At 69.0% G+C, this 24,480-nt stretch carries 20 protein-coding genes; all 20 read left to right on the top strand.

Translation table 11 applies throughout. The features are described 5' to 3' along the window. Nucleotides 1-17: 17 nt before the first annotated feature. The 20 genes from BX286_RS31685 (at nt 18) to BX286_RS38120 (ending at nt 24,418) form a co-directional block, all read left to right on the top strand. On the top strand, nt 18-1,016 hold the full coding sequence (locus BX286_RS31685) for a phosphotransferase enzyme family protein (protein WP_121017101.1): 999 nt from the start codon (nt 18-20) through the stop codon (nt 1,014-1,016). A gap of 118 nt (nt 1,017-1,134) precedes the next feature. Next, nucleotides 1,135-2,127: a Gfo/Idh/MocA family protein gene (locus BX286_RS31680; protein WP_121017099.1), complete on the top strand. Its 993-nt coding sequence runs from the start codon at nt 1,135-1,137 to the stop codon at nt 2,125-2,127. Then, on the top strand, nt 2,115-3,188 hold the full coding sequence (locus BX286_RS31675) for a DegT/DnrJ/EryC1/StrS family aminotransferase (protein WP_121017097.1): 1,074 nt from the start codon (nt 2,115-2,117) through the stop codon (nt 3,186-3,188). The genes BX286_RS31680 and BX286_RS31675 overlap by 13 nt, the downstream gene beginning before the upstream one ends. 1 nt (nt 3,189) lies before the next feature. Beyond that, nucleotides 3,190-3,972 carry a UDP-glucose/GDP-mannose dehydrogenase family protein gene (locus BX286_RS31670; RefSeq protein WP_121017095.1) on the top strand — a complete coding sequence of 261 codons (783 nt, stop codon included), beginning with the start codon at nt 3,190-3,192 and terminating at the stop codon, nt 3,970-3,972. 60 nt (nt 3,973-4,032) lie between these two features. Further along, nucleotides 4,033-5,937, top strand: a complete 1,905-nt coding sequence (locus BX286_RS31665) for a polysaccharide deacetylase family protein (RefSeq protein ID WP_121017093.1) — start codon at nt 4,033-4,035, stop codon at nt 5,935-5,937. Between the two features lie 14 nt (nt 5,938-5,951). Continuing rightward, entirely contained in the window at nt 5,952-7,472 is a 1,521-nt protein-coding gene (locus tag BX286_RS31660) for an AMP-binding protein (protein ID WP_187344232.1), read from the top strand. Continuing rightward, nucleotides 7,469-8,626 (top strand): aminotransferase class I/II-fold pyridoxal phosphate-dependent enzyme, encoded by a 1,158-nt coding sequence (locus BX286_RS31655; RefSeq protein ID WP_121017089.1) that lies wholly within the window; start codon nt 7,469-7,471, stop codon nt 8,624-8,626. The genes BX286_RS31660 and BX286_RS31655 overlap by 4 nt, the downstream gene beginning before the upstream one ends. Next, entirely contained in the window at nt 8,619-9,884 is a 1,266-nt protein-coding gene (locus BX286_RS31650; protein WP_121017087.1) for an asparagine synthase-related protein, read from the top strand. Before BX286_RS31655 ends, BX286_RS31650 begins: the two co-directional genes overlap by 8 nt. Continuing rightward, nucleotides 9,881-10,147 (top strand): acyl carrier protein, encoded by a 267-nt coding sequence (locus tag BX286_RS31645; RefSeq protein WP_121017085.1) that lies wholly within the window; start codon nt 9,881-9,883, stop codon nt 10,145-10,147. Before BX286_RS31650 ends, BX286_RS31645 begins: the two co-directional genes overlap by 4 nt. 886 nt (nt 10,148-11,033) lie before the next feature. Beyond that, nucleotides 11,034-12,905 carry an ABC transporter ATP-binding protein gene (locus BX286_RS31640; RefSeq protein WP_261993658.1) on the top strand — a complete coding sequence of 624 codons (1,872 nt, stop codon included), beginning with the start codon at nt 11,034-11,036 and terminating at the stop codon, nt 12,903-12,905. After that, complete coding sequence (locus BX286_RS37645; protein ID WP_261993566.1) at nt 12,902-13,087, top strand: hypothetical protein; 186 nt, start codon at nt 12,902-12,904, stop codon at nt 13,085-13,087. The genes BX286_RS31640 and BX286_RS37645 overlap by 4 nt, the downstream gene beginning before the upstream one ends. Next, on the top strand, nt 13,081-14,427 hold the full coding sequence (locus BX286_RS31635) for an MFS transporter (RefSeq protein WP_261993565.1): 1,347 nt from the start codon (nt 13,081-13,083) through the stop codon (nt 14,425-14,427). Before BX286_RS37645 ends, BX286_RS31635 begins: the two co-directional genes overlap by 7 nt. 142 nt (nt 14,428-14,569) lie before the next feature. Further along, nucleotides 14,570-15,946 (top strand): NUDIX domain-containing protein, encoded by a 1,377-nt coding sequence (locus BX286_RS31630; RefSeq protein ID WP_315974771.1) that lies wholly within the window; start codon nt 14,570-14,572, stop codon nt 15,944-15,946. A gap of 128 nt (nt 15,947-16,074) precedes the next feature. Then, on the top strand, nt 16,075-17,298 hold the full coding sequence (locus BX286_RS31625; RefSeq protein WP_121017081.1) for a protein-L-isoaspartate O-methyltransferase: 1,224 nt from the start codon (nt 16,075-16,077) through the stop codon (nt 17,296-17,298). Next, entirely contained in the window at nt 17,295-17,675 is a 381-nt protein-coding gene (locus tag BX286_RS31620) for a GFA family protein (protein WP_121017080.1), read from the top strand. The genes BX286_RS31625 and BX286_RS31620 overlap by 4 nt, the downstream gene beginning before the upstream one ends. Before the next feature lie 53 nt (nt 17,676-17,728). Beyond that, nucleotides 17,729-18,088 (top strand): class I SAM-dependent methyltransferase, encoded by a 360-nt coding sequence (locus BX286_RS31615; protein ID WP_187344231.1) that lies wholly within the window; start codon nt 17,729-17,731, stop codon nt 18,086-18,088. 66 nt (nt 18,089-18,154) lie between these two features. Further along, nucleotides 18,155-19,408: a tyrosine-type recombinase/integrase gene (locus BX286_RS31610; RefSeq protein WP_187344230.1), complete on the top strand. Its 1,254-nt coding sequence runs from the start codon at nt 18,155-18,157 to the stop codon at nt 19,406-19,408. Beyond that, a complete protein-coding gene (locus BX286_RS31605; RefSeq protein WP_121017077.1) occupies nt 19,405-21,765 on the top strand; it encodes a site-specific integrase in 2,361 nt (786 codons plus the stop codon). Before BX286_RS31610 ends, BX286_RS31605 begins: the two co-directional genes overlap by 4 nt. Nucleotides 21,766-22,436: 671 nt before the next feature. Continuing rightward, nucleotides 22,437-24,080 carry a caspase, EACC1-associated type gene (locus BX286_RS31600; RefSeq protein WP_121017076.1) on the top strand — a complete coding sequence of 548 codons (1,644 nt, stop codon included), beginning with the start codon at nt 22,437-22,439 and terminating at the stop codon, nt 24,078-24,080. Next, nucleotides 24,056-24,418 carry an effector-associated constant component EACC1 gene (locus BX286_RS38120; protein ID WP_222842065.1) on the top strand — a complete coding sequence of 121 codons (363 nt, stop codon included), beginning with the start codon at nt 24,056-24,058 and terminating at the stop codon, nt 24,416-24,418. The genes BX286_RS31600 and BX286_RS38120 overlap by 25 nt, the downstream gene beginning before the upstream one ends. Nucleotides 24,419-24,480 lie beyond the last annotated feature (62 nt).

Here is a 24,480-nt window from a genome sequence, read left to right as displayed (position 1 = left end):
ATGAAAGGTGAACGGGAATGTCGGCCGACGACAGCGCCAGCGAGCAGCTGCTCAGCGACGCCCTGGCCCGTGTGAGCGGGACGTGGCACGCGGCGGACTACCGGTTCGAGCCGGTGGCCGGCGGCACCATGGCCGCGGTCTGGCGTGGCGTCTCGGCGTCCTCGCAGGCACCGGAGGTGGCCGTGCGGCTGACGCCCAAACCGGCTGCTCTGATCAGCCGAATCGCCGGGCTGGTCGACGGCGTCGACGGTGTGGAGTGTCCGCGGACGCTGGCCGTCGGAACGGTGGAGACCAAGGCCGGTCCGCAGACCGTTCACGTATGCACCTGGATCGGCAAGGGGGGCGCCGACCGGAGCGACCCGTACGGCCTGGGCCAGGATCTGGCCCGGCTCCACTCGGAGCTGGCACGGCCGGACGCGGGCGACTTCACCGACCGGCGCCTGACCTTCGAACGTGGCCCGATTCCCTCCCCGGACCAGGAGCTCCCGCACTGGTACGTGGCCAGGCATCTGTGGCGGGACCGGATCCTGCCCCGCCTGGCCCAGGACCTGGCGTCCCTGCGGCCCCAGCCCATCCACGGCGACCTGCACTGGGACAACGTCGTGGCTGGCAGCGGCGGCGGCAGGTTCGGGTTCATCGACTTCGACAAGGTCATGCACGCCCCACCGGTCTTCGACCTCGCCAAGCTCCTCGCCACTGGGTTCTTCGTCCTCCAGGGCGAACGGGCCCGCTACCAGCAGGCCCGTGCTGCGGACCTCCTGGCGGGCTACCGCAGCATCCGGCCCCTGGAGGAGGCCGAGGTAGCCGCGATTGAGGGCTTCGTCGTGATCCTCAACGGCGAGATCGCCCGCCTCGGGTACGCGTACGACGTCCCCGCCTACCGGGAGCAGGCCAATGCGGTCGGAGCCTGGTGGACGACCCGTCGCCGCCAGCGCCCGCAGGACCCGCTCGGCCTGCGCGAGCGGAAAGACGCGCCCGCGCCCCAGCAGCTTCGTCTTCCTGACCACGACAGCTAGGCCTTTCCGCACTTCCCGCACCTTCTGACGAGACCCGTGTGCCCGAAATCGGCCGGGCAGCTGCCCGCACACGAGGCGATCTGTCATGCCCATGCTCAGATTCTGAACGGAGTGACGTATGCGTTCCCTGCTCATCGGCGCCGGCGGTCACGGCGGCGACACCCTGCTGCCGGCGGCCTGCTCCGCCGGCCTCCCCCTGTCCGCCCTGGTCGACCAGGACACCGAGCGCGCCGATCGGCTCGCCGCCCAGTGGATGATCCCCCAGGTCTACGCCTCCGCCGGCGAGGTGGACCCCGGTGTCTTCGACGCCGCGCTGATCGCTCTGCCCGTCACCGAACAGGCCGATCACGCCGCTTGGGCGATCAAGTCCGGGCTGCACACTTTCGTGGAGAAGCCCCCGGCCCCGGACCTGGAGGGCCTGCACTCCCTCGTCGAGCTGACCCGCAACGCCGGGGTGAAGTGCTGCGTCGGCATGAACTTCCGGTGGGCGGAGGGCGTGCGCCAGCTGGTCAAGGCCCTGGAGTCCGGCCGGTACGGGACGGCTCGCTGCGTGCGGGTCGAACACGTGGCCCGCAAGCCCGTCGAGACCTTCGGTCCGCACATGTCCCTGGAGGCGAGCCTCTTCGCCGCGCAGGGAATCCACGCCATCGACCTGGCCGAGATGCTCCTGCCGGGCACATCGTCCCCGACCGGCCAGATGATCTCGGTGGACCGCGGGCGCCTGTGCTCCATGGTCTCCAGCGACTCCGAGGCCGGAACCCGGGTGGAGGTGCAGTTCGGCAGCTGCGCGGCGGGCTTCTACCACTCCGTCCACGTCACCACCTCCCGCGGAGACGTGTTGTACCTGCGGGACCTGTCCGAGCTGCAGCTCCGGCCCAGCGGCAGCGACCAGCACGTCGCGGAGTACCCCGGTGCCCGGGTGCTGTGGCGCCGCTCCCCTGTCTCGGGCGGCTACGCCCACGCCGGGTACGGCCCCGAACTGGCCGCGTTCCGGGACTTCCTGCAGAGCGGCACCGCTCCCGGCCACCTCGCCCAGCTCGAGGACCTGCTCCCCGTGTACGAGGCGTTCGACGCGCTGCTGAAGAAGGAGGGCCTGTCATGGACCGCATGACCACCCAGCTGATCGACCTCGCGATCGCCGACGGCGGCACTGGCAACGCCGAGGTGATCCGCACCCTGGAAAAGCACCTGGCCACGCTCCTCGACGCCCCGTACGCCCTGGGCGTCTCCTCGGGCACCGCCGCTCTGGTCTGTGCGCTGCACGCCGTCGGCGTGCAGCCGGGAGACCGTGTCGCGGTCTCGGCGCTGGGACCGTCGATGACGGGGCTGGCTGTCGTTGCCGCGGGCGCTGAACCGGTCTTCGTCGACTGCCGCCCCGGTTCCTTCGCTCTGGCTACGGATGCCCTGGACGCGGCGGCGAAGGCCGGTCCGCTGGCCGCCGTGATCCCGGTCCCGATGTGGGGCTACTGGGACGAGGACCCCCAGGTCCTCGCCGACCTCCGCCGGCGCGGGATCCCGGTGATCGTCGACGCCGCCCAGGCCCCTTTCCTGCGGCTGGGCCCACAGTCGCTGGCGGAGAGCGTCGACGTGATCTGCCTGAGCCTGCACGGCCGCAAGCCCATCAAGGCCGGTGAGGGCGGGGCCTGCCTGACCCGGAACCCCGAGCTCGCCGAGCGGATCCTGGCGGTGCGCAACTTCGGGCAGCAGACGAAGTTCACCGGCACCCGGCTGGATCCCACCGGCCCGTTCGCCAGCCAGTTCGGCAGCAACTTCAAGATCAACGCGTTGGGCGCGGCCTGGGCCCTGGTCCAGAGCACCGACGTCGGCGCGCTGCGCTCCCGCTTCACCACGCTGCGTAAGACGGCGCAGGCCGCCTTCGAGGCGACCGGCATCGCCTGGCAGGAGGCGCCACAGGCCGGCGCCGTCCTGGAGCACGGCGGATATGGGCTGGTCGCCCTGTGCGCCGACGCCGGCGACGCCGCGGACATGGCCCACCAGCTGGCCGACAGCGGCATCGAGGTCGACACGCTCCGCTACTCCTACGCCCCCATGCACCACAGCCCCTGCTTCGCCGGCCACCAGGCGAGCACCCCGGCCGCGAGCGACCTCGCGGCCCGCGCGGTGGCCTGCCGGCTCGAAGCGTTCCCTCACCCCCTGACCCTCGGAGACTGACATGAAGATCGGCATCATCGGCATGGGCCACGTCGGCCACTCGATGCGGGACCTGTTCCAGGGCCACGCCGAGCTGGTCACCTACGACCAGGCGCACGACAGCACGTACCCGCAGGAGGCCCTGGAGGCGTGCGACTTCGCGGTGGTGTGCGTGAACACGCCGTCCGGGCCCGACGGGGAGTGCGACGTGACCCACGTCGTCGACGCCATCAAGCGGGTCCCCACCCAGCGGATCCTGCTGAAGTCCACGGTGCCGCCCGGTACCACCGCCCAGCTGTCCGCCGCGACCGGCAAGGACATCTGCTTCAGCCCCGAGTACGTCGGGGAGAGCACCTACTTCAACCCCGTGTGCGACGACCCGCGGACGATGTCGTTCGTGATCCTCGGCGGGGAGAGCGCGATCCGCGGATACTTCCTCGACGCGCTGCTGCCGATCCTGGGACCCCACAAGACGTACTTCCAGTGCACGGCGGCCGAGGCCGAGGTCGTCAAGTACATGGAGAACGCGTTCTTCGCGACGAAGGTGACCTTCGTCAACGAGTTCCGGGAGATCGCCGAAGCGATGGGAGCCGACTGGCACACCGTCCGCGAGGGCTGGCTCCTGGACCCCCGCGTCGAGCCCTCACACACCGCCGTCTTCGCCGACAACCCCGGCTTCGGCGGGAAGTGCCTGCCCAAGGACCTGTCCGCCATCATCGCCGCGGCGCGCACGGTCGGCGCCCACCCGGACCTCCTGACCGCGGTCGCCCGCAGCAACGAGCAGCGCCGGGGCGCCCTGAGCTGACCGCCCTGCCGCCCGGCCCGAGACACCGGCCGGGCGGCAGCCGTCCCCGGAAGGACCCGTATGCCCGTACCCACCGTCATCGGCGTCAACTACCACCGCATCGGCGACGTCGATCCCGCCAACCCCTACCACCGGCTCCACACCGTGTCCCAGGAGACGTTCGCCCGCCAGCTCGACCTAATGCTGGACCTGGGCCAAGTCGTCTCCCTGGACCAGGTCCGCGCCGGCGAGGGCCTGGCCGAGGTCAACTTCGTCCTGTGCTTCGACGACGTTCCCGCCTCCGCGCTGACCGCGATCGACCAGGTGCGCGCCTGCGGCCTCCCGCTGACGCTCTCCCCGGCGGGCCTGCTCACCGACACCGGGCTGGGCAGCCGCGACAAGGTCTACGCCATCGAGAAGTACGCCGACCCACGGGCAATCGCCGAGCGCATCGCCACCCACCTACCCGAAGCCGCCGGCCTGGGCACCTTCTACCAGCTCACCAAGAGCGCCAGCCTCGATCCCGAGGTGGTCGCCACGCAGCTGATCGACCCGCTGTACGCAACCGTCGAGAAGGTGGCCGCGCCGTACTTCGCCGAGCGCGGCTACCTGCCCTGGTCGAAGCTGCAGGAGCTGGCCCTCGACCCGATGGTCACCGTGGCCAACCACACCTACCGCCACGACAACCTCGCGGCCCTCGGCGCCGACGCCGTGCGACAAGAGGTCGACCGCTCCCACACCCACTTCCAGCAGCGCATGGGCACCGGCGCCCGGTACTTCACCGTGCCGTTCGGACGCCTCACGCAGCAACTCGCCCTGGACCTCCAGGCTCCGCTCACCGCACTGGGGTACGCCGGAATCCTCTGGGTCGGATCCGGCGGCGTGAACATCCACGCCCCCTACGACCACCAGCTCCTCCACCTGATGCGGCTACACACGGACGACAGCATCGACGGGTTCGCGGCCCAGGTTCACGCCGCGACCCGGACGGCCACCCGGGCGGCGATCTGGCAAGTCCCCGCCACCGTGCACAGGCATCCGGTCCAGGTCGTCCACGGCAGCGGGGCCCGCCGCGCCGGGCAGCTGGAGATGCTGCTGCGCCAGGGCAAGGACTACGCCAGCGATCCGCGGTACTACCAGCACCAGTTCACCGAAAACCCGCAGCGCGGGAACCGTCCCGACTACTGCACCATCGAAGCCGACGGCCGCCCCGAGGCCATCGCGTACAGCTTCCACACCCGCTTCGCCCTGGACGGTCAAGCGGTGCCCGGCATCTACCTGTCCGGCTGGCGCAAGCTCCCGCACGCCCATGCCGCGGCCGCCGGCCGGCTGCTCCGCATCCACCTTGACCGTGAACCCGTCGTCGGGGTCTACCGGCCCAACCCGGACATCCACGCGGCCTTCCGCGGCTGGCACCGGGCCCGCGTTCACCAGCTCGACCTCCCCGTCACGACCAAGCCCCTACCTGCGCACCGGACCATCGGCGACGTGGAGGAGAGCACCGCGTTCCCCATGGACTTCGAGGCCCTGTGCGTCGCCTCGGCCCGGAGCGCAGGGTTCACCGTGATCCGCGACCCCGCCTATCACCACTGGCGGCACACCCGCTACCCGGTAACCCCCCCGGTGTATCTGGCCGTCCGCCAAGACGGCAGGCCCGCGGCGCTGGCCGTCACACTCCACCTCCAGGATGTCACGCACGTCGTCGACTTCCACCTGGCCGCCGACGAGGAAGCCGCATCCCTGGTCGGCGCCGTCCTCGCCCACGCCGCCGACCACGGGTCCGCCACCGTCCGGTGGGAGACCAGCAGCCATCACCTGGCCCGGGCCGCCACCGTGCAGTTCACGGCCACGACCACGCACTACGACAACTTCTACCGCTTCAACCCCGCTCTCCTGGCCGATCAGGGCATCGCACCCCCGGCAGAGCGCTGGCCCGAGCTGCCCCTGCACGAGACCGCCACCACCAGCGACGTCCTCCCGCGATGATCCGAAGGAGCCCCATGTACACGGTCGCGGACCTCCTCCTGAGCAACGCCCACACCCGGGCGGGCGCCCCGGCCGTCATCGACGGCCCCGACGTCCTCACCTACCGCCAGCTCGCCGACCGCGCCCACCACATCGCCGGCCATCTGGCGGCCCGCCTTCCCGCCGGCTCCCGCGTCGCCCTGCTGCTGCCCCGCTCGGCCGACGCCCTCACCGCCTACTTCGCCACGCACCTGGCCAGCCTCGTCCCCCTCTTCATCCACGACCAGCTGCGCCCCCGGCAGATCGCGCACATCGTCGACCACAGCGAAGCCAGCCTCGCCCTGACCAACCGTCGCCTCGCCGCGCGCCTGGAAGGTGCCCTGCCGCAGGAGGACATCCTCATACCCGAAGACCTCTTGCAAGCCCCCGCCGCGGCCCCGACGACAACGGCCACCATCGGCCGGGACCTGGCGGGACTGATCTACACCTCCGGGTCCACCGGCACGGCCAAGGGCGTCATGCTCAGCCACGACAACCTGCTCAGCGGCGCCCGGATCGTGGCGGACTACCTAGGGCTGACGCACGAGGACCGCACACTGGCGCTGATGCCGTTCAGCTTCGACTACGGGCTGAACCAGGTCCTGGCCACCTTCCATGCCGGAGGCACCGTCGTCATCCAGCGCTCCGCGTTCGCCCCCGACATCAGCCGCACCCTCCTCGAACACGAGGTCACCGGCCTCGCGGGCGTGCCCAGTCTCTGGACCGACCTCCTCCACCCCCGCTCCCCCTTCATCACGACCCACTACCCCTCCCTGCGCTACCTGACCAACACCGGCGGCCCCCTCACCCCCACGACCGTCAAGGCGCTCCGATCCGCCCACCCCCAACTGGCGGTCTTCGCCATGTACGGGCTCACCGAGGCGTTCCGCAGCACCTACCTCGACCCCACCCGCATCGACAGCAAACCGACCTCGGTGGGTCAGGCCATCCCCGGCTGCCGCGTCGATGTCCTCGACGAGAACGGCACGCCGTGTCCCCCTGGCGTGGTGGGTGAGATCGTGCACCGCGGCCCCACGGTCACCCTGGGCTACTGGCGCGATCCCGACACCACCGTGCTCGTCTTCCGCACGCGCGCGGGCCTGCCCCCGCCCTGGACGGAAACCGTCGTGCACTCCGGAGACCTCGGCTACACCGACACCGACGGCGACCTGTACATCACCGGCCGGCGCGACGACCTCACCAAGATCCACGGCATCCGTGTCACACCCGCCGAGATCGAGGCCGCCATCGCGGCCTCCGGCCTGACCGCCGGCGTCGTCGCCCTCATCGTCCAGGATCCCGACGGCCGGCCCGACCCGTCCGTGCTCGTCGCCGTCGAGCCCCACGACCCGTCCTTCACCCTCGACGCCCTCAGCGCCCACTGCTCGGCCGAACTCCCGCCCCACATGCGGCCCCACCACATCCAGGTCGTCGACACCCTGCCCCGCACCCCGCACGGAAAGCCCGACCGCAACCGCATCCAGGTCCTCTTCACGAAGGCCGGGGCGGACCGATGAGCCTCACCACCCACGAAGGGCTGCTTCGGCCGCTGGAGGAGTACACCCGGCTGCACCTGGACACGCTGCGCCGCTTCGGCAGCCGGGCCCTGGACCTGTCGTTCCCCAACCCCCAGTTCCTGAGCGACCCCCGCCCCTACGAGGTCCTGGCCTCGCTCGCCGCGCAGGCCCGCCCTCTCGACATGCGCTACAGCCCCTTCGGCGGGTTCACCCCGGTACGCCGTCGCGTCGCCGCCTCCCTCGCCAGGCAGCACGCGCTGCCGTACGCCTGGAACGACATCGTCATGACGCCCGGCGCGACCGCCGCCCTCCGCGTCGCCCTGCGCTCCCTCTTCTCACCACCCGACCGGATCATCCTCATCACCCCCTGCTGGATGGACTACCCCCTCTACCTCCAGGACCTCGGCCTCGTCGTCGACTTGGTGCCGGCCACCCGCAACAAGCGCCTCGACGTCGAAGCCATCGCGAGTGCCTGGACTCCCGCAACCCGGGGCATCGTGATCGCGCAGCCTGGCAGCCCCACTGGTGTCATCCACGACGACAACGAACTCAAGCAGCTGGCCGCCCTGATGCTGCGGCACTCGACCCCGACGCCGCCGCTGCTCATCGCCGACGAGGCGCACGCGCTCCAGGTCTGGGACGAAACGCCGTGCCCTGCCCCCGCCACCCACTACCCCCACACCATCACCGTGCGCTCCTTCGGCAAGGCGTGGGACATGCAGGGCCAGCGCACCGGCTGCCTGGCCGTCTCCCCTCATCTGGGCATCCGCGACCAGGCCGTCGCGGCCCTCATCAGGGACATGCGGGTAACGGGCCACTGCGCCCCCACGGCCCTCACCCAGCAGCTGGCCGCTGCCCTCTGCGACACCGCGCCCGATCTGACTGGCCTCGCCGATCTCCAGTGCCACGCCCGCCAGCAGCTCACCCGCCGCGGCCTGACCGTCCTCGACGCGCACGCCACGCGATTCCTCTATGCCCGCTGCCCCGCGCAGGACGACCGCGCCTTCATCTCCCGTCTGGCCGAGCGCGGCGTGCTGGTGATGCCCTCCTCTCTGTTCCACGAGTCGGGCTGGTTCAGGATCGCCCTCAACTTCGGGCGCCCGCACCTCGACCGGGCCATCGACGTCATCAGCGAGGAGCACGCACGTGCTTGAGACCCACCTCCCCGTCGACAACGTCTGCTGGAGCCCCGACGGGGGCACTCACCAGCAGAACCTCTCCCCTGAGGCAGCGCCGGACCTCGTCGGACGTTTCGCCCACGTCCAGCAGGACGGCAACCGTGTCACCGCGATCCGTGACCAGCTCGGTCTCAACAAGCTCTACGTCGGATTCCACCCCGACCGGGGCGTCATCGCCGCGAACTACCTCGGCGACCTCGTCAAGGCGGGCATCGCCTTCACCGACACCTACGCGATTCCCACCGGCAGCGTCGTCACTCTGGACCCCGAAAGGCGCACAGCAACCGTCCGCAACTTCAGCGCCCTCCCCGCCCGCGCCGGATCCAGCGACACACCCTCCAACATCGCCCACCAAGTCTCCGAATTCCTTGATCAAGGAATGCGGCACCTGGCTACCACGCACCCGAGCACGCCAGTAGCCGTCTGCCTGTCCGGTGGCGCGGACAGTTCCGTCGTGGCCACCTACACCCGCAAGTACTTCCCCCACGCCGTCGCCTACACCTACTCTTTCGGAGGCGAGCACCTCAGCGAGGACGCCGCCGCCGCCCAGCGGGTGGCCACTCACCTCGACATGCCCGTAAGGGTGGTACGAGCCGACCGGCAGGGCCTCCTCACCGCGCTACATCCCGCAGTCCTGAACGGACAGGACTGGCGCGACTTCAACGTCCACGCCGCTGTCGTCAACGAGGTCCTCGGCGCCGCCATAGCCGAGGACCACCCCCACGGCGCGCTCGTGTTCACCGGCGACCTCATGAACGAGTTCCTCGCCGACTACACCCCCGTAACGTACGCCGGCAATCTCTACTACCGCCTGCCCGACCTCCCGTCCGAGCGGCTGCGGGTTCACCTCACCCGCGGGGTCCAGACCGGTGACCGCGAGGTCGGTGTCTTCACCGCGCACGGACTGACGGTCGTTCAGCCCTACGGCTGGGCCGCCACAGAGCTGCTCTCCCTGCCTGAGCCGGTCTCCAAGGCGCGGTTCATGGCGCACCTTGCGCACCGAACTCTCCCCAACGGCACGATCCAGCGACCGAAGGTCCGCGCTCAGATCGGGGACACGAGCGCCGACACCGGCGTACTACCCCAGCTGCTGCTGGCCGGCATCACCCAGGCCCAACTCCAGCGCCTCTTCCAGGACGCGCTGCACATCTCCTCACCAGCGGAGCTGCACCGCACCGTTCGCGGCGGCGTTCACCAGCCTGTGCCGCACACCTTCCCGAAAGGCGACTCATGAGCTTCACCCATGCCGAGACCACGGCACACATCGAAGCGTTCATCCGGCGCGAGGCCGCTGTCGCCGATGACGACCCAGGCTTCACCCGGGAGGTCAACCTCTTCGACGCCGGCTATCTCGACTCCCTCACCGTCGTGGCCCTCACGGTCCACCTCGAGGACGTCTTCGGCATCCCCATCTCGGACACCGACCTGTTCGACCCCCGATTCGCCACCATCGGCGGCATGGCCGAGCTGATCACCCAGCAGCCCCGCCGCGAATAGCGCCGCAGGCTGCAGACCCCATCTGCCACACGACTTCAACGCTGGCCATTCGTCCACCCCGCGGCAACAGTGAGTGCGGGCAACCAGGGGTGGATGCAGGCTTCGGCACCGACGTCTGGAACCAGGAGATCTCCGCGCGGAGCATGCTCGGCCTCCCGGGCCGACGTGATCACCCCCGCATGAACGAACTCCTCCCAGGCCACGTCGGCATCACGGCCCTCTACCTCGTCGATCACGAATACTTCGCCACCCCGTCGCCGCCCTCGATCCCGCTGACATCAGTACCTGGAACCAGGCCCTGGAGGCCACCACGGCATGAGCCTTCCTCGGAGCCCACAGGGCATCGGTGCATACCGCCGCTGCCCTCCCCGGCATGCCCGCAGACGCCCGGCCCGGCGACCGCGCCAATGCCCGCAATCCCCCAGCGGAGCGACAGGAACCTGTTCGAGCGAGTTTCAACGCCGCCACCGCAGGCCTGCCAAGCCCGCCAGGCCGGATCAGAACATTCGTTCATCATCCGCTCCCGATTCGGCCGTGACGCACCCGATCGGGAGCCGTTCTTAGAGCACCAGTACCAACCATGCGCCCATCCGGAGGACCCCGTGAATCCCATGCGGAACAGGCTCGACACTGCCGCTGCAATCGAACATCCCCGACCTCCCGCGTGCTCGCGCCCGTCCTGCGCGCTCCGCGTTGACGCCACGTCTTCCCTTGCCGGCAACTCACGACCGGATACCGGGAGGGCCGCGTGAGCAAGGATTCGACGAGCGGATCCGGCGCCGCGGGGGTGTCGGACTCCGAGCGGCTCCTCTTCGGCGGCGAGCTGGCCTACGACATCGGCTGGGACCAGCACGAGGGCGCCTGGCTCAAGCTCGGGCTCTGGACGATGGCGCGCCAGCTCCCCCGGCTGGCGGGGACCGGCCTGCGGCTCGCCCACCTCGCCGACGCACGGGCCCTACGGGTAGTCCTGGCCTCGGAGGCCGGGCGGGGCATCGCGCAGGCGGTCAGCCTGGTCGCGGTCAACAGCGTCCTCGGCCACGTCCTCGCGGCCGGCAGCACCAACGAGCGCCTGATCCAGGCGCTTCCCGCGCTCACGGTCGTGGCCGTCACGGCGTTCCTCGGCTCGCTCTTACGCTCGGCCTCGACTGCGGCCACCGGGGCCTTGGAGCCGAAGGTCCAAAGAGTCGCCACCGAGCAGTACCTCGGCCTGGTGCACCGCACGGAGCTGTCGGCGATCGAAGACGACGAGTTCCACCGTCTGCTGGACGCCGCCCGCTACGGCACCGACTCGGCTCGACGGATGATCCGGTACTGCACCAACACCCTGAACTCCGCAGTGTCGCTGATCGCGGCGGCCGGCGTGCTCACCGTCCTGCACCCGGTGCTGCTGCCGCTGCTGGTGCTGATGACGCTGCCGAGTGCGTGGAGTTCGCTGATGATCTCCCGCCAGCGGTACATCTCGTTTCACGCCTTCGTCCAGCACGCCCGCGCCGGGCACCTGCTCGGCCAGCTGCTGACCCAGAAGGAAGCGGCTCCCGAGGTCCGGGTCCACGGCGTCGGGCCGTTCCTGCTGGGCCACTTCCGGACGATGGCCGAGACGAGTGAACGCGAGCAGACCAGGCTGGCGCGCCGGGCCGCCCGGATCGGGCTCGCCGCCGACGGTGCCAGCGGCCTCGCCACCCTCCTCACCTACAGCGTCCTGGGTGCCCTGCTGTGGGGCGGGGCGATGGAGCTCGCCGTCGCGGGAACGGCGGTGCTGGCCATCCGCACGGGCGCCGCCAGCCTCGACAGCCTGGTGCTCCAGGTCTCTGAACTGCACCAGGAGTCCCTGTTCGTCGCCGACTTCGAGCGGCTGTGTCGGGAGGCCAAGACCCGGGCGATCCCCGTGGGCGGGGTCCCGCTGCCGGAGCGGCTGCGGGAGGTTAGGTTCGAGAAGGTCACCTTCACGTACCCCGGCAGCGACGAGCGCCTGCCCGAGCCCACGCTGCGCGAGGTGTCCCTGTCGTTCCCGACGGGGAAGATCATCGCGCTGGTGGGTGAGAACGGCTCTGGCAAGTCCACCCTGGTCAGGCTCCTGGCCGGCCTCTACCTGCCAGACGAGGGCAGCGGCACGATCTGGTGGGACGACGTGGATGCCCGTACCGCCGACCGCGACCAGGTCTTCGGCCGCGTCGCGTTGATGTCGCAGGACTTCTACCACTGGCCCTTCACGTTCCGGGTGAACGTCGGTATCGGCCAGCCCGGTCAGGGCATCGACGACCGGGCGGTCGAGGAAGCTTCTGGCTTCTCCGGTGCCGACGAGGTCCTCGACGACCTGCCTCGCGGGCTCGGCACGCTGCCGGCTCGCGGATACCGCGGCGGGCACCAGATCTCCGGCGGTCAGTGGCAGCGCATCGGCATCGCGCGGGCCAAGTACCGCCAGGCCGAGATCCTGATCGTGGATGAGCCCACCAGCGCCCTGGACGCGGTCGCGGAGCAGCGGGTCTTCGACCAGATCAGGGCCCTGGCCGCGACCACCGGGCAGACGATCGTGCTCATTACCCACCGCCTGCACTCCGTACGCCATGCGGACCTCATCCACGTCCTGAAGGGCGGCCGGGTCGCGGAGTCGGGCACCTTCGAGGAACTGATGAACCCGTCGACGGGCACGGGCGACTTCCGCGACGCCTACCTCGTCCAGGCCTCAGCCTTCGATGCCACGATCCCCAACCAGTCGGCTGGCGACCACGACACCCTGCACGCCCAGGACAACGCATGACCGCCGCCGCAATCCAAGAACGGGACGGTGGGGTGAACGTCTGCCCGGCGGCGGGAAGCGACGAGACCCGATCGCAGACCGAGTGCCGTCCGTCTGTCCCGGTTCCCGATGCCCTGATCGCCGGCCGGGCCGCCCTCACGCTGCCCAAGGGGCGGCTATTGGCGGAGACCGTCCTGTGGTGACGCTGCCCGGCCCCCAGCCTTCCGTCCGCAAGAGGGCACCGGTACTTGGGACGGGGTTCCGCTTGTACCTCGGCGGGGAGTCCGCCGGCCTGGTCGGGACGTCGGTGCACCTGGTGGCGCTGCCGACCCTGGCCGTCCTCGAACTGCACGCGACGGCCGGGCAAGCCGCTCTGCTCGCCTCCCTGGCTCACCTGCCCACCTTCCTCCTGGCCCTCCCCGCTGGCGGCATCGTCGACCGGTACGCCAAGCGGGCTCTGCTCGTGGGCACCGACCTGGCCGGTGCTGCTGTCGTCACGGTGGTTCCCGTGGCGGCGCTGGCCGGGGTGTTGTCGATGTCCGTGCTGTACGCGGTCGCGTTGGTCCTGGGTGCGGTGACCGTGCTGCACCAGGCGGCGGCCATCGCGATCGTGCCTCAGTTGGTCGAACCCGCCCTGCTGCACCGGGCCAACGCCCGGGTGGGTTCCGCGTTCGGGGCGGCGGATACGGCCGGAACCTACCTCGGCACTTCGGTCGTCGCGGCCGTGGGCGCGGCCAGGGCCTTCTGGCTGGATGCCTTGTCGTACCTGGTGTCCGCCTGCTGCGCGGCCCGGATTCCGGAGCCCGGTCAGCCGGCGGCGGGCGAGGGGCGGCCCAGGCGCCGGTTGGCCGGGGAGATCTGGGATGGCTTGGCCTACACCGCGCGGACTCCGCTGGTCCGGGACCTCGTGTTCGCGCTGACCCTGACCGGTGTGGGTGTCGGTGTGACTGGAGCGCTGTTCGCGTACTACCTGCTGACCGCGCTGGAGGCGGGACCGACTGGGCTGGGGGTCGTGATGGGTGTCTCCGGCGCGGGCGCGCTCGCCGGCGCCCTGGCAGCGCCGCGGGTCGTGGCCCGGTTCGGCCCCGGCCCCACCCTGCTCGCCGGATTCGCGACCTGCCCAGTGGCGGGCGTGCCCCTGCTGTTCGCTCGGCCGGGGCCCGTCTGGCTTGCCGTCCTCGCCGCGGCGGGCGGGCTCCAGCTCGCCGCCGCGGCGGTGGCAGGTACCACCCAGCGGTCTCTACGCCAGCAGATCTGCCCACCTCACCTGCAGGCGCGGGCGCAGCAGACGTCGACATGGCTGGTCTCCGGGAGCAAGCCGTTCGCGGCCCTGGCCGGCGGCGCCGTAGCCACTTCGTTCGGGGCACGTACCGCTCTGGCCGTCGGGACGCTGGTGCTGGTCTTGCCGGTGATCGTGCTCTGGCACTCCCAGGTCAGCCGCCTGACCGCGATGCCCATCCCCGCACCTCCCCCCGACGACTCCGCCCTCGCCCGAGGTACACGTCCACCCGCTGATGCCGCCGGAGCGGACCCTCACCCGTGAGCGCCGCCGACACCTCCATCCCGCCGTCCCACCGACCTGTGAGGCCCTCTTGCCACCCGCCCGCGCACACATCCGCGATCTCGTCACCGCCTACCTGGAAAGGCACCCGGCTGAAGGTCCGTTGCTGACACCTCTGTTGCGGTTGCTGGACGAAGACGACGAGCCCACGAGCCGCTCGACCATGCCGGGGCACGTCACGTGCAGTGCGGTCGTCGTCGACCAGGACCGCCGGGTGCTGCTCGTCCACCACAACACTTTCGGGCTCCTGCTGGCACCCGGCGGGCACGTCGAGGCCGCGGATCGCTGTCTGCTGGAGACGGCGCTGCGCGAGATCCACGAGGAGGCCGGCATCCCGCCCGGCGCCCTGTGCGCCACCGCCGCCTACGGGGACCTGCCCATCGACATCGACGTCTTCGACATCGACGCCAACCCGGCCAAGGGCGAGGCCGCGCACCAGCACTGGGACTTCCGCTTCGTCTTCCAACTGGTGGACAAGGACGTCAAGGTCACGGTGCAGCCGGAGGAGGTCTCGGCCCCACAGTGGGTCGCCTTCGACAAGGTCACGGCCCCGCAGCTGCGGGAAAAGCTCACCGCATCCGGGCTCGACGGCCGCATCGAGCCGGTCAACGCCTCGGCGCTGATCCACGACGGGCACGGCCGCTACCTGCTGCACCTGCGCGACGACATCCCCGGCATCTGGGAGCCCGGGGCCTGGGCGCTACTCGGCGGAGGCCGCGAGCCCGGCGACACCTCGCTCGACGACACCGTCCGCCGTGAACTGCGAGAGGAATCCGGGCTCGAGCTGGCTGGGCTGGAGCCGTTCGCCGTCGAGCTCGCCACCGGCGCCAACGGCCTGACCGTGCCGGTGCAGGTGTTCACCGCCCAGTGGAACGGCGACCCCGCGCGGCTGCCGCTCACCGAGGGAGTGATGCTGGCCTGGTTCCACCCCGACACCATGGAGCGCCTGAGGCTGAGCCCCTCCACCCTGGACCTCGTACGCCGGCACGCCCAGCACGCCGCCCGCAGCACGACGGCGCCGCAGGGCGGAGCCCTCGGGCCGGACAGGCCGAAGGCGGGCAGCACCAGCGTTCCGCACATCGTCGGCGTCCACCTCTACCTGGAACGCGAAGGCCAGGTGCTGCTCGGCCTGCGCCACCCCGGCTCCGCGTACGCCGGTGGCACGCATCACTTCCTCGCCGGGCACTGCGAGCAGGAGTCCGCCGTGGCCTGCCTGGTCCGCGAGGCGGAGGAAGAGGCCGGGCTGCTCATCGACCCGGCCGACGTCGAGCTCGCCCACGTGGTGCACATGGTCGACGAGCCCGGGGACCAGCCCAGAATCGGTTTCGTCTTCCGCGCCCGGCAGTGGACGGGAACACCCGAGGTTCGAGAGCCGGACCGTTGTGTCTCCTGGGGCTGGTGGCCCGCCGACGCCCTTCCGGAGCCGATCGTCCCCTACACCCGAGCGGCGATCGAAGGCATCCGAGCCGGTCGCCCCTACACCGAGCTCGGGTGGACCTGACCGCCCCGCGCTTCCCGCCCGCAGTCCCCGTCCCCCTGCCCAAGGAGTCGTACGTGCCCGATCCCCTCGTACCGCCCGCCCGGACCGAAACTTCCCCTGAGGATCGAGCGAGGGTCGCGCGGGCGGAGATGGTCGCCGGGCTGGAAGCGGCCGGCCATCTCCGGGCGGGCCCGGTCCGGGACGCGTTCCTCGCGGTGCGGCGGGAGGTGCTGATGCCGCAGGCGTACGTGCGACGCAGCGGCCCGGACGAGACCCCGCCCCGCTGGGACCTGCTCGACTGGGAAGTGCCCGCGGACCGGGAGGAGCTGCTCGGGCTGCTGTACGGAGGAGAGAGCGTGCTGGTCCAGCACGACGGCGAGCCGGTCCTGGGCCGGGTGCCGACCCCGAGGTCGGGCGGGTCGATGACGGCGATGTCCAGCACGGCTGGCATGACCGTCGCGCGCCTCCAGCAACTGGATCTGCGGCCGGGTCAGCGGGTCCTGGATGTCGGGACCGGTGCGGGAGTGACCGCGGCCGTCGCGTGCGTGATCGCAGGTGATGCCGGGGTGGTTACCGTGGACCGGGACGAGCACGTCACCGCCGCCGCCCGTGAGCGGCTGGCGTTGCTCGGCCACCGGCCGACGGCCGTGACGGGGAACGGGCAGAACGGCTGGCCTGCCGGCGCCGACTACGACCGGATCTTCGTGTCGTACGCGGTCACCCGGGTGCCCGAGGCCTGGCCGCAGCAGCTGGCCGCCGGCGGGCTGGGGCTGGCGACCTTGTCGACGTCCTCGCCTTCCTGGCCGGGCCTGGCGGTCCTCACCAGGACCGGCAGCGGGCGCGTCCGGGCCCGTCTGGAAGCGGTGCGACTCGGGCACCGGGCGGGCCACGGCTGGAGCCAGCTCTACCTGAAGCCCGGTCTGCGGGGACGGATCGAGGCCGCGGACGGGGGCAGCACCCGCACCACGCACACGGGCCCGCCGCCGGATGATGCGCGGGGTCTGTGGCTGGCCCTGGACCACCTGCACCCCGGGCTCGTACGGAACTGGGCTGCCGACCACCTGGTCATCGGGGCCCCCGACTGCGGGTCCTGGGTCACTGCCCGGCCGGACGACTCCGGGACGTGGACGGTCACGGTCTGCGGGCCTCGTGACATCTGGGCGGAGATCCAGGACACCGCCACCCGATGGCAGGCGGCCGGAGCACCGTCCTCCTACCGACTGCACCTCGAACCGGACGGAGCCCAGTGGGTCAGCGCCGGCAGCGGGCCGAACGAGTTGTCCTGGCCACTGCCCGCCGCCCTCCGGCCGTCAGCGAGCGTCCCGCCGCAAGCCCTCGAACCCACCTTGATGCCAGAGGAGTTCACCTCATGACCTCACCCGCCCCCACTTCCACCGCTGCCCGGTCGGGCGGCTGCCTCTGCAGGAAGGTCCAGTTCACGGTCACCGGAGAGCCCGACTACCCCCACACCTGCAGTTGCCGGGACTGCCAGGGCCTGTCGGGGGCACCGATGATGTCGTGGGTCTCCTTCCCGCTCGACGGTCTGGCCTGGTCTGGCGCCGAGCCGTCGTGGCACTACACGTGGCCGGACTCCAAGCCCGGCTTCTGCCCGTCCTGCGGCAGCCAGATCTGCGCCCTCGACGACGGCGCCACCAGCATCGCGGTCACCCTCTCCGCGCTGGGCAACCCGCCTGACCTGGTCCCGGTCAACCAGACCTTCCGGGAGACCGCCGTGCCCTGGCTGCCCTAGGTCCCCGACACCCGCAGCTGACGGCCACGCCCACACCACGAGATCGGAGACCCGTGTCCCTGTTCGACTCGGTGGACCACTACTACGCCCGCTACCGCCCCCGGCTGCCCGACCGGGTGATCCAGCTCCTGGCCCGGGAACTGGCCGGCGTGGCGGCGCCCAGGCTGCTGGACCTCGGCGCCGGCACCGGACGGGTCGCCCTGTCCATGCTGCCGACCTTGCCTCCCGCATCCCACCTGGACCTCGTGGACCAGGACGAGGGGATGCTCCGCACCGCGCTCGACGAGCTCGGACCCCAGCTGGGTGAGCGCACCGCCACCGTGCACGCCGTCCCGGCCGAGAAGTTCGCCCCCGCCCAACCCGGCTACCAGGCAGACCTAGTCACCTGCTGCCGGGCGTTCCACCCCGTTTAGTGAACTAAGCGTCGAATAATGCCAGGTCAGGTGAGTTGCGGCGTGTCTGCGTGTGGGAGGAGGCGGATGTTGCTCAACTGCTGCCTTGTGAAAGAATCCATGGTTGTCCGCGATGTCGGTCGCCTGCATTTGCAGCAGGTCGGGCGGGTCGCTCCCTACGGCGGCGACGTGCCGTTCCTGGTCCTCGACGCACAGGACCAGCCGGTGGTGTCGGTTCTCGACTACCTGCGCACGTGCCAGGCGTGCGGCTTCGAACCTCTGAGCATCGAGGCGTACGCACGTGCCTTGCTGCGCTGGTTCCGATTCCTGTGGGCGGTCGAGGTCTATTGGAACCGGGCGACCAGCGTGGAGGCGCGGGACTTCACGCTGTGGCTGCAGCAGAACAAGTTCCACCGTCGCAGGCCCCGACCTGGCCGGGCGGGTACGGTGAACGCCCGGACCGGAAAGCGGCGCCCAGGAGCGGGCACCGCACCAGCCACGATCAACCAGACGCTGTCGGTGGTGAGCGAGTTCTACCGGCATCACATGAGTACGGGTGCCGGTCCGCTCCTCAATCCGATTCCGGCCCGGCGGCCAGGCCCTGGTGAAGAGCGGTACGCGGCGCATCACAATCCGCTTCAGGCGTTCCCGAGCAGCCGCAAGGCCCCATTGCGGCAGAAGGTTCCCAAGCGGGCGCCGCGGTCCCTGCCCGATGCGGCGTTCGACGAGCTGTTCGCAGCGATGAGGTACGACCGCGACCGCGCGCTTCTCGCCTTCTACGTCAGCAGCGGTGCACGCCCGAGTGAACTGCTGGGCGTCACCAACGGGTTGGTGGATCCAGGGAACCAGACCATCGGGGTGATCCGCAAGGGCACGAAGGCCCTGCAGCACGTGCCGGCCTCGCCGGACGCGTTCGTGTGGCTGCGGCTGTATCAGCGAGATCTGCCCGTCTCGTGCCTGCGCCGTACTGCGCCGGTGTTCTGGACGCTCAGGAGACCGCTCCGCCCCTTGGAGTACGACGCAGCCCGCGCCGTGCTGCTGCGGGCCCAGGAGGCACTGGGCACGGACTGGTCGCTGCATGATCTACGGCACACTGCGCTGATGCGGATGTCGCAGGACCTGAACCTGGTGGAGGTTCGGGACATCGCCGGGCACGGTTCCCTGCGGTCGACCGAGCCGTATCTGCAGCCACGACAGGAGGAGTTGCTGGCTCACGCGCGTGAGCACTTCGAACGGCTGCGGAATCCACAGCGGCGCCACGACGCCCGGCCGCACCTACCGTCCTCGGTGCTCGGCTACAACGCCGACGACATGCTCGAACTGTTCGGAGGAGCCCGATGAGGGTTGTTGCTCCTCCCACGCTCCCGTCACGGACCGATGATGCTCTTCCCGCCTCGGACGCGGCGCCGAGCGGTTCGGCAGCAGAGTGGAAGCCGTGGCCGACGACCCTCCTGAGTGAAGAGGACATCATCGACCGTATTGCTGCTCTGCCCGCGCTCTCTGAGTCGCGGCAGCAGGAGGCCGCCCGGGGTGTCCGTATGGTCCTGGCGGCCTTGCGCCGTGCGGAGGGCTCCTGCTGGCAAGAGCGCTGGCACAGCGGCGGCTGGAACCAGGCCCCGGACGTGGCGACCTTGTTCGGCGACTCGGTACGTGCGAGTGCCTTCAAGAGCGGCGCGATCACGCACGGGCTGGGTGTCTTGCTCTGCTTGGACGTCGTCCGTCCGTCTTATGACTGGCTCGGCCGGTTCCGCTTCACCGCGGGGTTCGAGCGACTGCGCCAGATCCGGGATGCTGAGTTCTTCAACGCCGTCCGTGATGAGTGCCAGGTGCGGAAAGTCACCCGAGTGCAGGAGCAGCACGCCGTCCGCATGCTGACGATTCCGCTCGCGCACACCGGGAAAGCCCCACGCGGTCTGACCAGCCAGGACATGCTCGACATGTGCCGTGTCCTGGCTTCCCGGAAAGGGCAGCGCCCGCGCGGCCTCACGCTGGCCTGGGATCTTCTGCGGCAGCTCGGTGTCCTGCCGTCAGGGACGCCGACCCTGCACGATGCCCAGCGCCGGCAGCGGCCCACCATCCCCGACATGGTCGACTTCTACGGCCTGTCCTGCCCGGATGTCCGCGACCTGATCATCCGGTACGTCACTGAACGCGCCCCGGCCATCGACTACAGCACCACTCGCCAGCTGATCTGGAAACTCGCGAAGCGCTTCTGGAAGGACCTTGAGGAGCACCACCCCGGCATCGACAGCCTGCACCTGTCCTGCGACGTCGCCCAGGCGTGGAAGAAGCGCATGGGACACGACAACCCGGACCGTCCCTACGAGGGCTACTCGGTACTCTTCGCCGTCCGCGCTTTCTACCTCGACATCTCCCAGTGGGCGCTCCACGACGCCTACTGGGCACAGTGGGCGGCCCCGTGTCCGGTCTCACTGCAGGACACCAAGGGAGTCGCCAAGCACCGCAAGCACGTCACGGCCCGGATGCACCAGAAGGTCCGCCAGCTGGCTCCCCTGCTGCCACAACTGATGGCCAGCGTCGAGGAGCGACTCCGCTTCCAGCAGGAGTTCATCGACCGGGCCCGTGCCGTCGCCCCGGGTGAGGAGTTCGTCCACGGCGGACGCACCTACCACCGCCGTCGCTACCCAGCCGTCAGGGACCATGACCCAGCGGGTCTGCGCCGCCTGCACGCCACCGACCCGGACACCGGCACGCACGTCGACCTGCTTCGTGCCGAAGAGCGGGCCTTTTGGACCTGGGCGGTGGTCAACACCTTCTTCTACACCGGCGTCCGGGTCGAAGAACTGCTCGAGATCACCCAGACCGCTCTCACCACCCTGCGGCTGCCCGATTCCGGTGAAACGGTGCCTCTGCTGCAGATCGTCCCGTCCAAGACCGACGCCGAGCGTGTCCTGCTCGTCCCGCCAGAGCTCGCCCACGTTCTGGCCAAGGTCAAGCAGAGAGTCCGTGACGGCCACGAGACCGTCCCCGTACTCCAGCGGTGGGACCCCCACGACCGCGTACTCAGCCCACCACTGCCGTTCCTCTTCCAGCGCCGCCACGGACTCGAGCGCCGCGTGCTCACCGACACCTACGTGCAGCGCCTGGTCAACGAGGCCCTGACCGCGCTCGGACACGGAGAACTGAAGCTGACCCCGCACGACTTTCGGAGGCTGTTCGCGAGCGAGGCCGTCAGCAGCGGACTGCCCCCGCACATCGTCGCCAAGATCCTCGGCCACGAACACTTGTCCACCACCGAGCACTACATGGCGGTCTATCCCGAGGACATGCTCCGGCACTACCGCGCCTTCCTCGCCCGGCGCCGCCAGCTCCGGCCGAGCGAGGAGTACCGCGACCCCACTTCGGAGGAATGGGAGGAGTTCCACCAGCACTTCGCCAAGCGCAAGGTCGAACTCGGAACCTGTGGCCGCGGCTACGGAACTCCCTGCGCGCACGAACACGCCTGCCTGCGGTGCCCGCTCCTGCAACCCGACCCCGCCCAAAAGCACCGGCTCGACGAGATCATCGTCAACCTCCGCGACCGCCTGACCGAGGCCCACGAACGCGGCTGGCTCGGCGAGGTCGAAGGGCTGGAGATCACCATTGCCGCGGCCGAGCACAAGCTCGCTGGCATGACCCGCCAGATCAACCTCGGCATGCCCGTCATCCCACCCCGACGCCAACCAGACCCGTCCTGAAGGAGCCCATCGTGCGCTACGAACCTGACGAGTTGTTCGCCTCCACCGCCCCCAAGGCCAAGCACCGGGCAGGGTACTCACCCGAGTTCTTCACTCACTACGTCACCCAACCCGGCCTCGACGGCACCCAGACCGCTCTCGACCTCGGCACAGGCACAGGGGCCATCGCCATCCCCCTGGCCATGTATGCGCGCGAGGTCATCGCCGCCAACCCCTATCCCAGCATGCTGGAGGAGGGCCGCAAACTCTCCGCCAAACGCGGCATCACCACCAACGACTGGCGCCTCGGCGACTCCCACCACCTCAGTGAACTCACCCCGGCCCGATGCAACTCGTCACCCCGGGCCAAGATTTCCACTGGCCCGACCCCGACCCCCTCCTGTTCGCAACATGACCCCGGTGCCCGTCGGCATCCTCGACTCCGGTGCCCGCCGGCATCCTCGACTCCGGTGACTTCACGCAGGTTCTCAAAAGGCTCGAGGACGGTGACCTCCCAGCCCCCTTCTGAAGCAACCAGTAGGGCGGGGAGGGTCAGGACGTGCCCTGATAGGCAGTGACGCGCTCCAGGAGCGGTACCGTGCAGACGAGTTGTAGCGGCCATGGGTGGACCTCGTCGCGTTGGCGCTATGCTCTCCTGCGGCAGCCACAGGCAAGTGGACCGGGGGATTTGAATGGAAGAGTGGGCGCCGGAAGAGCTTTCCGGCCCGGAACTGTGGCCGAAACTCCAGGCACTAGCTGCGAGCGCGAGGTCGGCGAGACGTGCCGCCTTCAAATCCAGCTCGCTGCGCGCACTTACCAAAGCCACCAACCGCTGCCCCTGGCTATTAACCGCGGTCTCCCCTCAAGACATCAAGACATGGATCTACGGAGATCCATCCACACTTGAACTTCCGCACATTCCCAAGCAAATCTATGCCCTTATCTGCGTCCTATGCGACTGGGCCGATGAGTCGTTGGACCATGACGAATGGATTGGGCTCATCAGCCTTGCCCAGCTCCGCGAGATGGGCATTCTAGAAAAGATCAGCAACCTTCATTTGGAGTTCTCAGGCGAGAGGCAACTCATGTCACTCGCGCAGCGTCTCAACAAAACGCAATTCCCCGCAGCCTCGGCGCTACCCGAATGGGAAGCGGGAGCCGCCGTTCTAGTCGGCGTCCACTCCTATGAGCACCTGAAGAATGTAAACTCCATTGAGAACAACATTCGCACTCTGAAGGAGCTGGTGACTTCGCCCGACTTCGGGATTCCCCTAGAAAGATGCTTCATAGTGGAGAATCCCACCGACCCTAGGATGGTTTTCAAGGCTCTTGATGCCGCCTTCCAGAGCGGTGCCGAATCATTGTTCTTCTACTATGCCGGCCATGGACTTGCCCATCCCATTTCAGGTCGACTACTGCTGTCCGTCGCCGACTCCAGAAAACACGCCTACTACTCCTACCTGGAATTCGATCGACTTCGAGAGCATATTGCAGAATGTGGGCTTTCGCGACGCCTCGTTGTCATTGACAGTTGCTACAGTGGCGCTGGCCTCGACACCCTGAGTCCACTCGCAGATGGAGTTACCGCCATCAGAGGTTCGTATGTTATGACCTCATCAGCCGCCACCGAGCAGTCACTAGCGCCAGAAGGAGCCGAGTTCACCACTTTCACGGGAGAACTCATCAAGGCACTTGAGGACGGTGTCCCCGGGGCAGGAAAAGTTCTCAGCGCAGAGTCGGTCTTCAAATTCGTGAAGACTCAATGCGAAGCTCAGGGTTTCCCAACACCATCTCGACAGGTTAGAGACGGCGGCGACTCGATCATGCTTACAGAAAACCCGTTCCTAAGAAAGGAGGCCGCCATTGAGTCCATGATTTCAGGAATTGCGCACGAGGATCGCACAGTCCTTATTGCAGCGCTTGAGCAGTGGGTAAAAGACGTTGGACACCTGGCGGTCCTCGGGAAATTTGTACACGGAGATGATGAACCAGAGGCTGCAAAGCAGGAAATGGATAAACGCCTCCGCCAGGCGTGGACCCTCCTGAAAAGGTACAAGCCACTAGAAGGTTCGGAAGAGGAGGCAAGCCAACGCAAGGCTGATCGGAAGATCCGAAAGCGTTTCGCAACTATCGGTGTCGCAATTGTGTTGACACTCGCGATTGCCCTGGTTCCAATTTGCATCATCTTTGACGTGTGGAGCATTTATACCCCACTCATGGTATGTGCAATTGGCGCCGCACTGACCGCCGAGGTCAGCTTTCGCAGAGGTCGAGATAGCAGCAAGGCATTCGTTGAAGGGATGGAAGCCAGATGGAAGCTAGATCGGAAGTTGTAATCACTTCGCCGGTCAAAGATCCCCGATCCGCCGAGTCTCTGCGCAGATGGCTCGTCCGGTCTGGAGCAGTTAGTAACGCCTCTTTCGAGTCTGACGTTGCCCCTCCAGGAGTTCTCGGCGATCCTGTAGCGATCGTTGCGCTGATCGTCTCGTCGGTCCTCGCGCTTCCTGCTGCAATTGACGCTGTACGGAAATGGTTCGACACTCAGCCACCTTCGACCCCTTCCGTCACCTTCAAAGTCGGAGAAGTTTCCGTGGAGATTTCGGGAGACTTGAGCGAGCAAGACATGCATCGCTTTGCTGGAATTCTGACCGCTGCGCATCAGGCACAACAGTGAGCTTCCCTCGAAGTTACCAAGTGAGACACACCGTCGACGTGGGGCTGGCTCAGCGCTGAAAC

Source organism: Streptomyces sp. 3211.6 (assembly GCF_003634815.1).
Taxonomy (GTDB): domain Bacteria; phylum Actinomycetota; class Actinomycetes; order Streptomycetales; family Streptomycetaceae; genus Streptomyces; species Streptomyces katrae_A.
The sequence above is the reverse complement of the archived record's forward strand: the minus strand, read 5'-3'. Positions and strand labels throughout refer to the sequence as shown.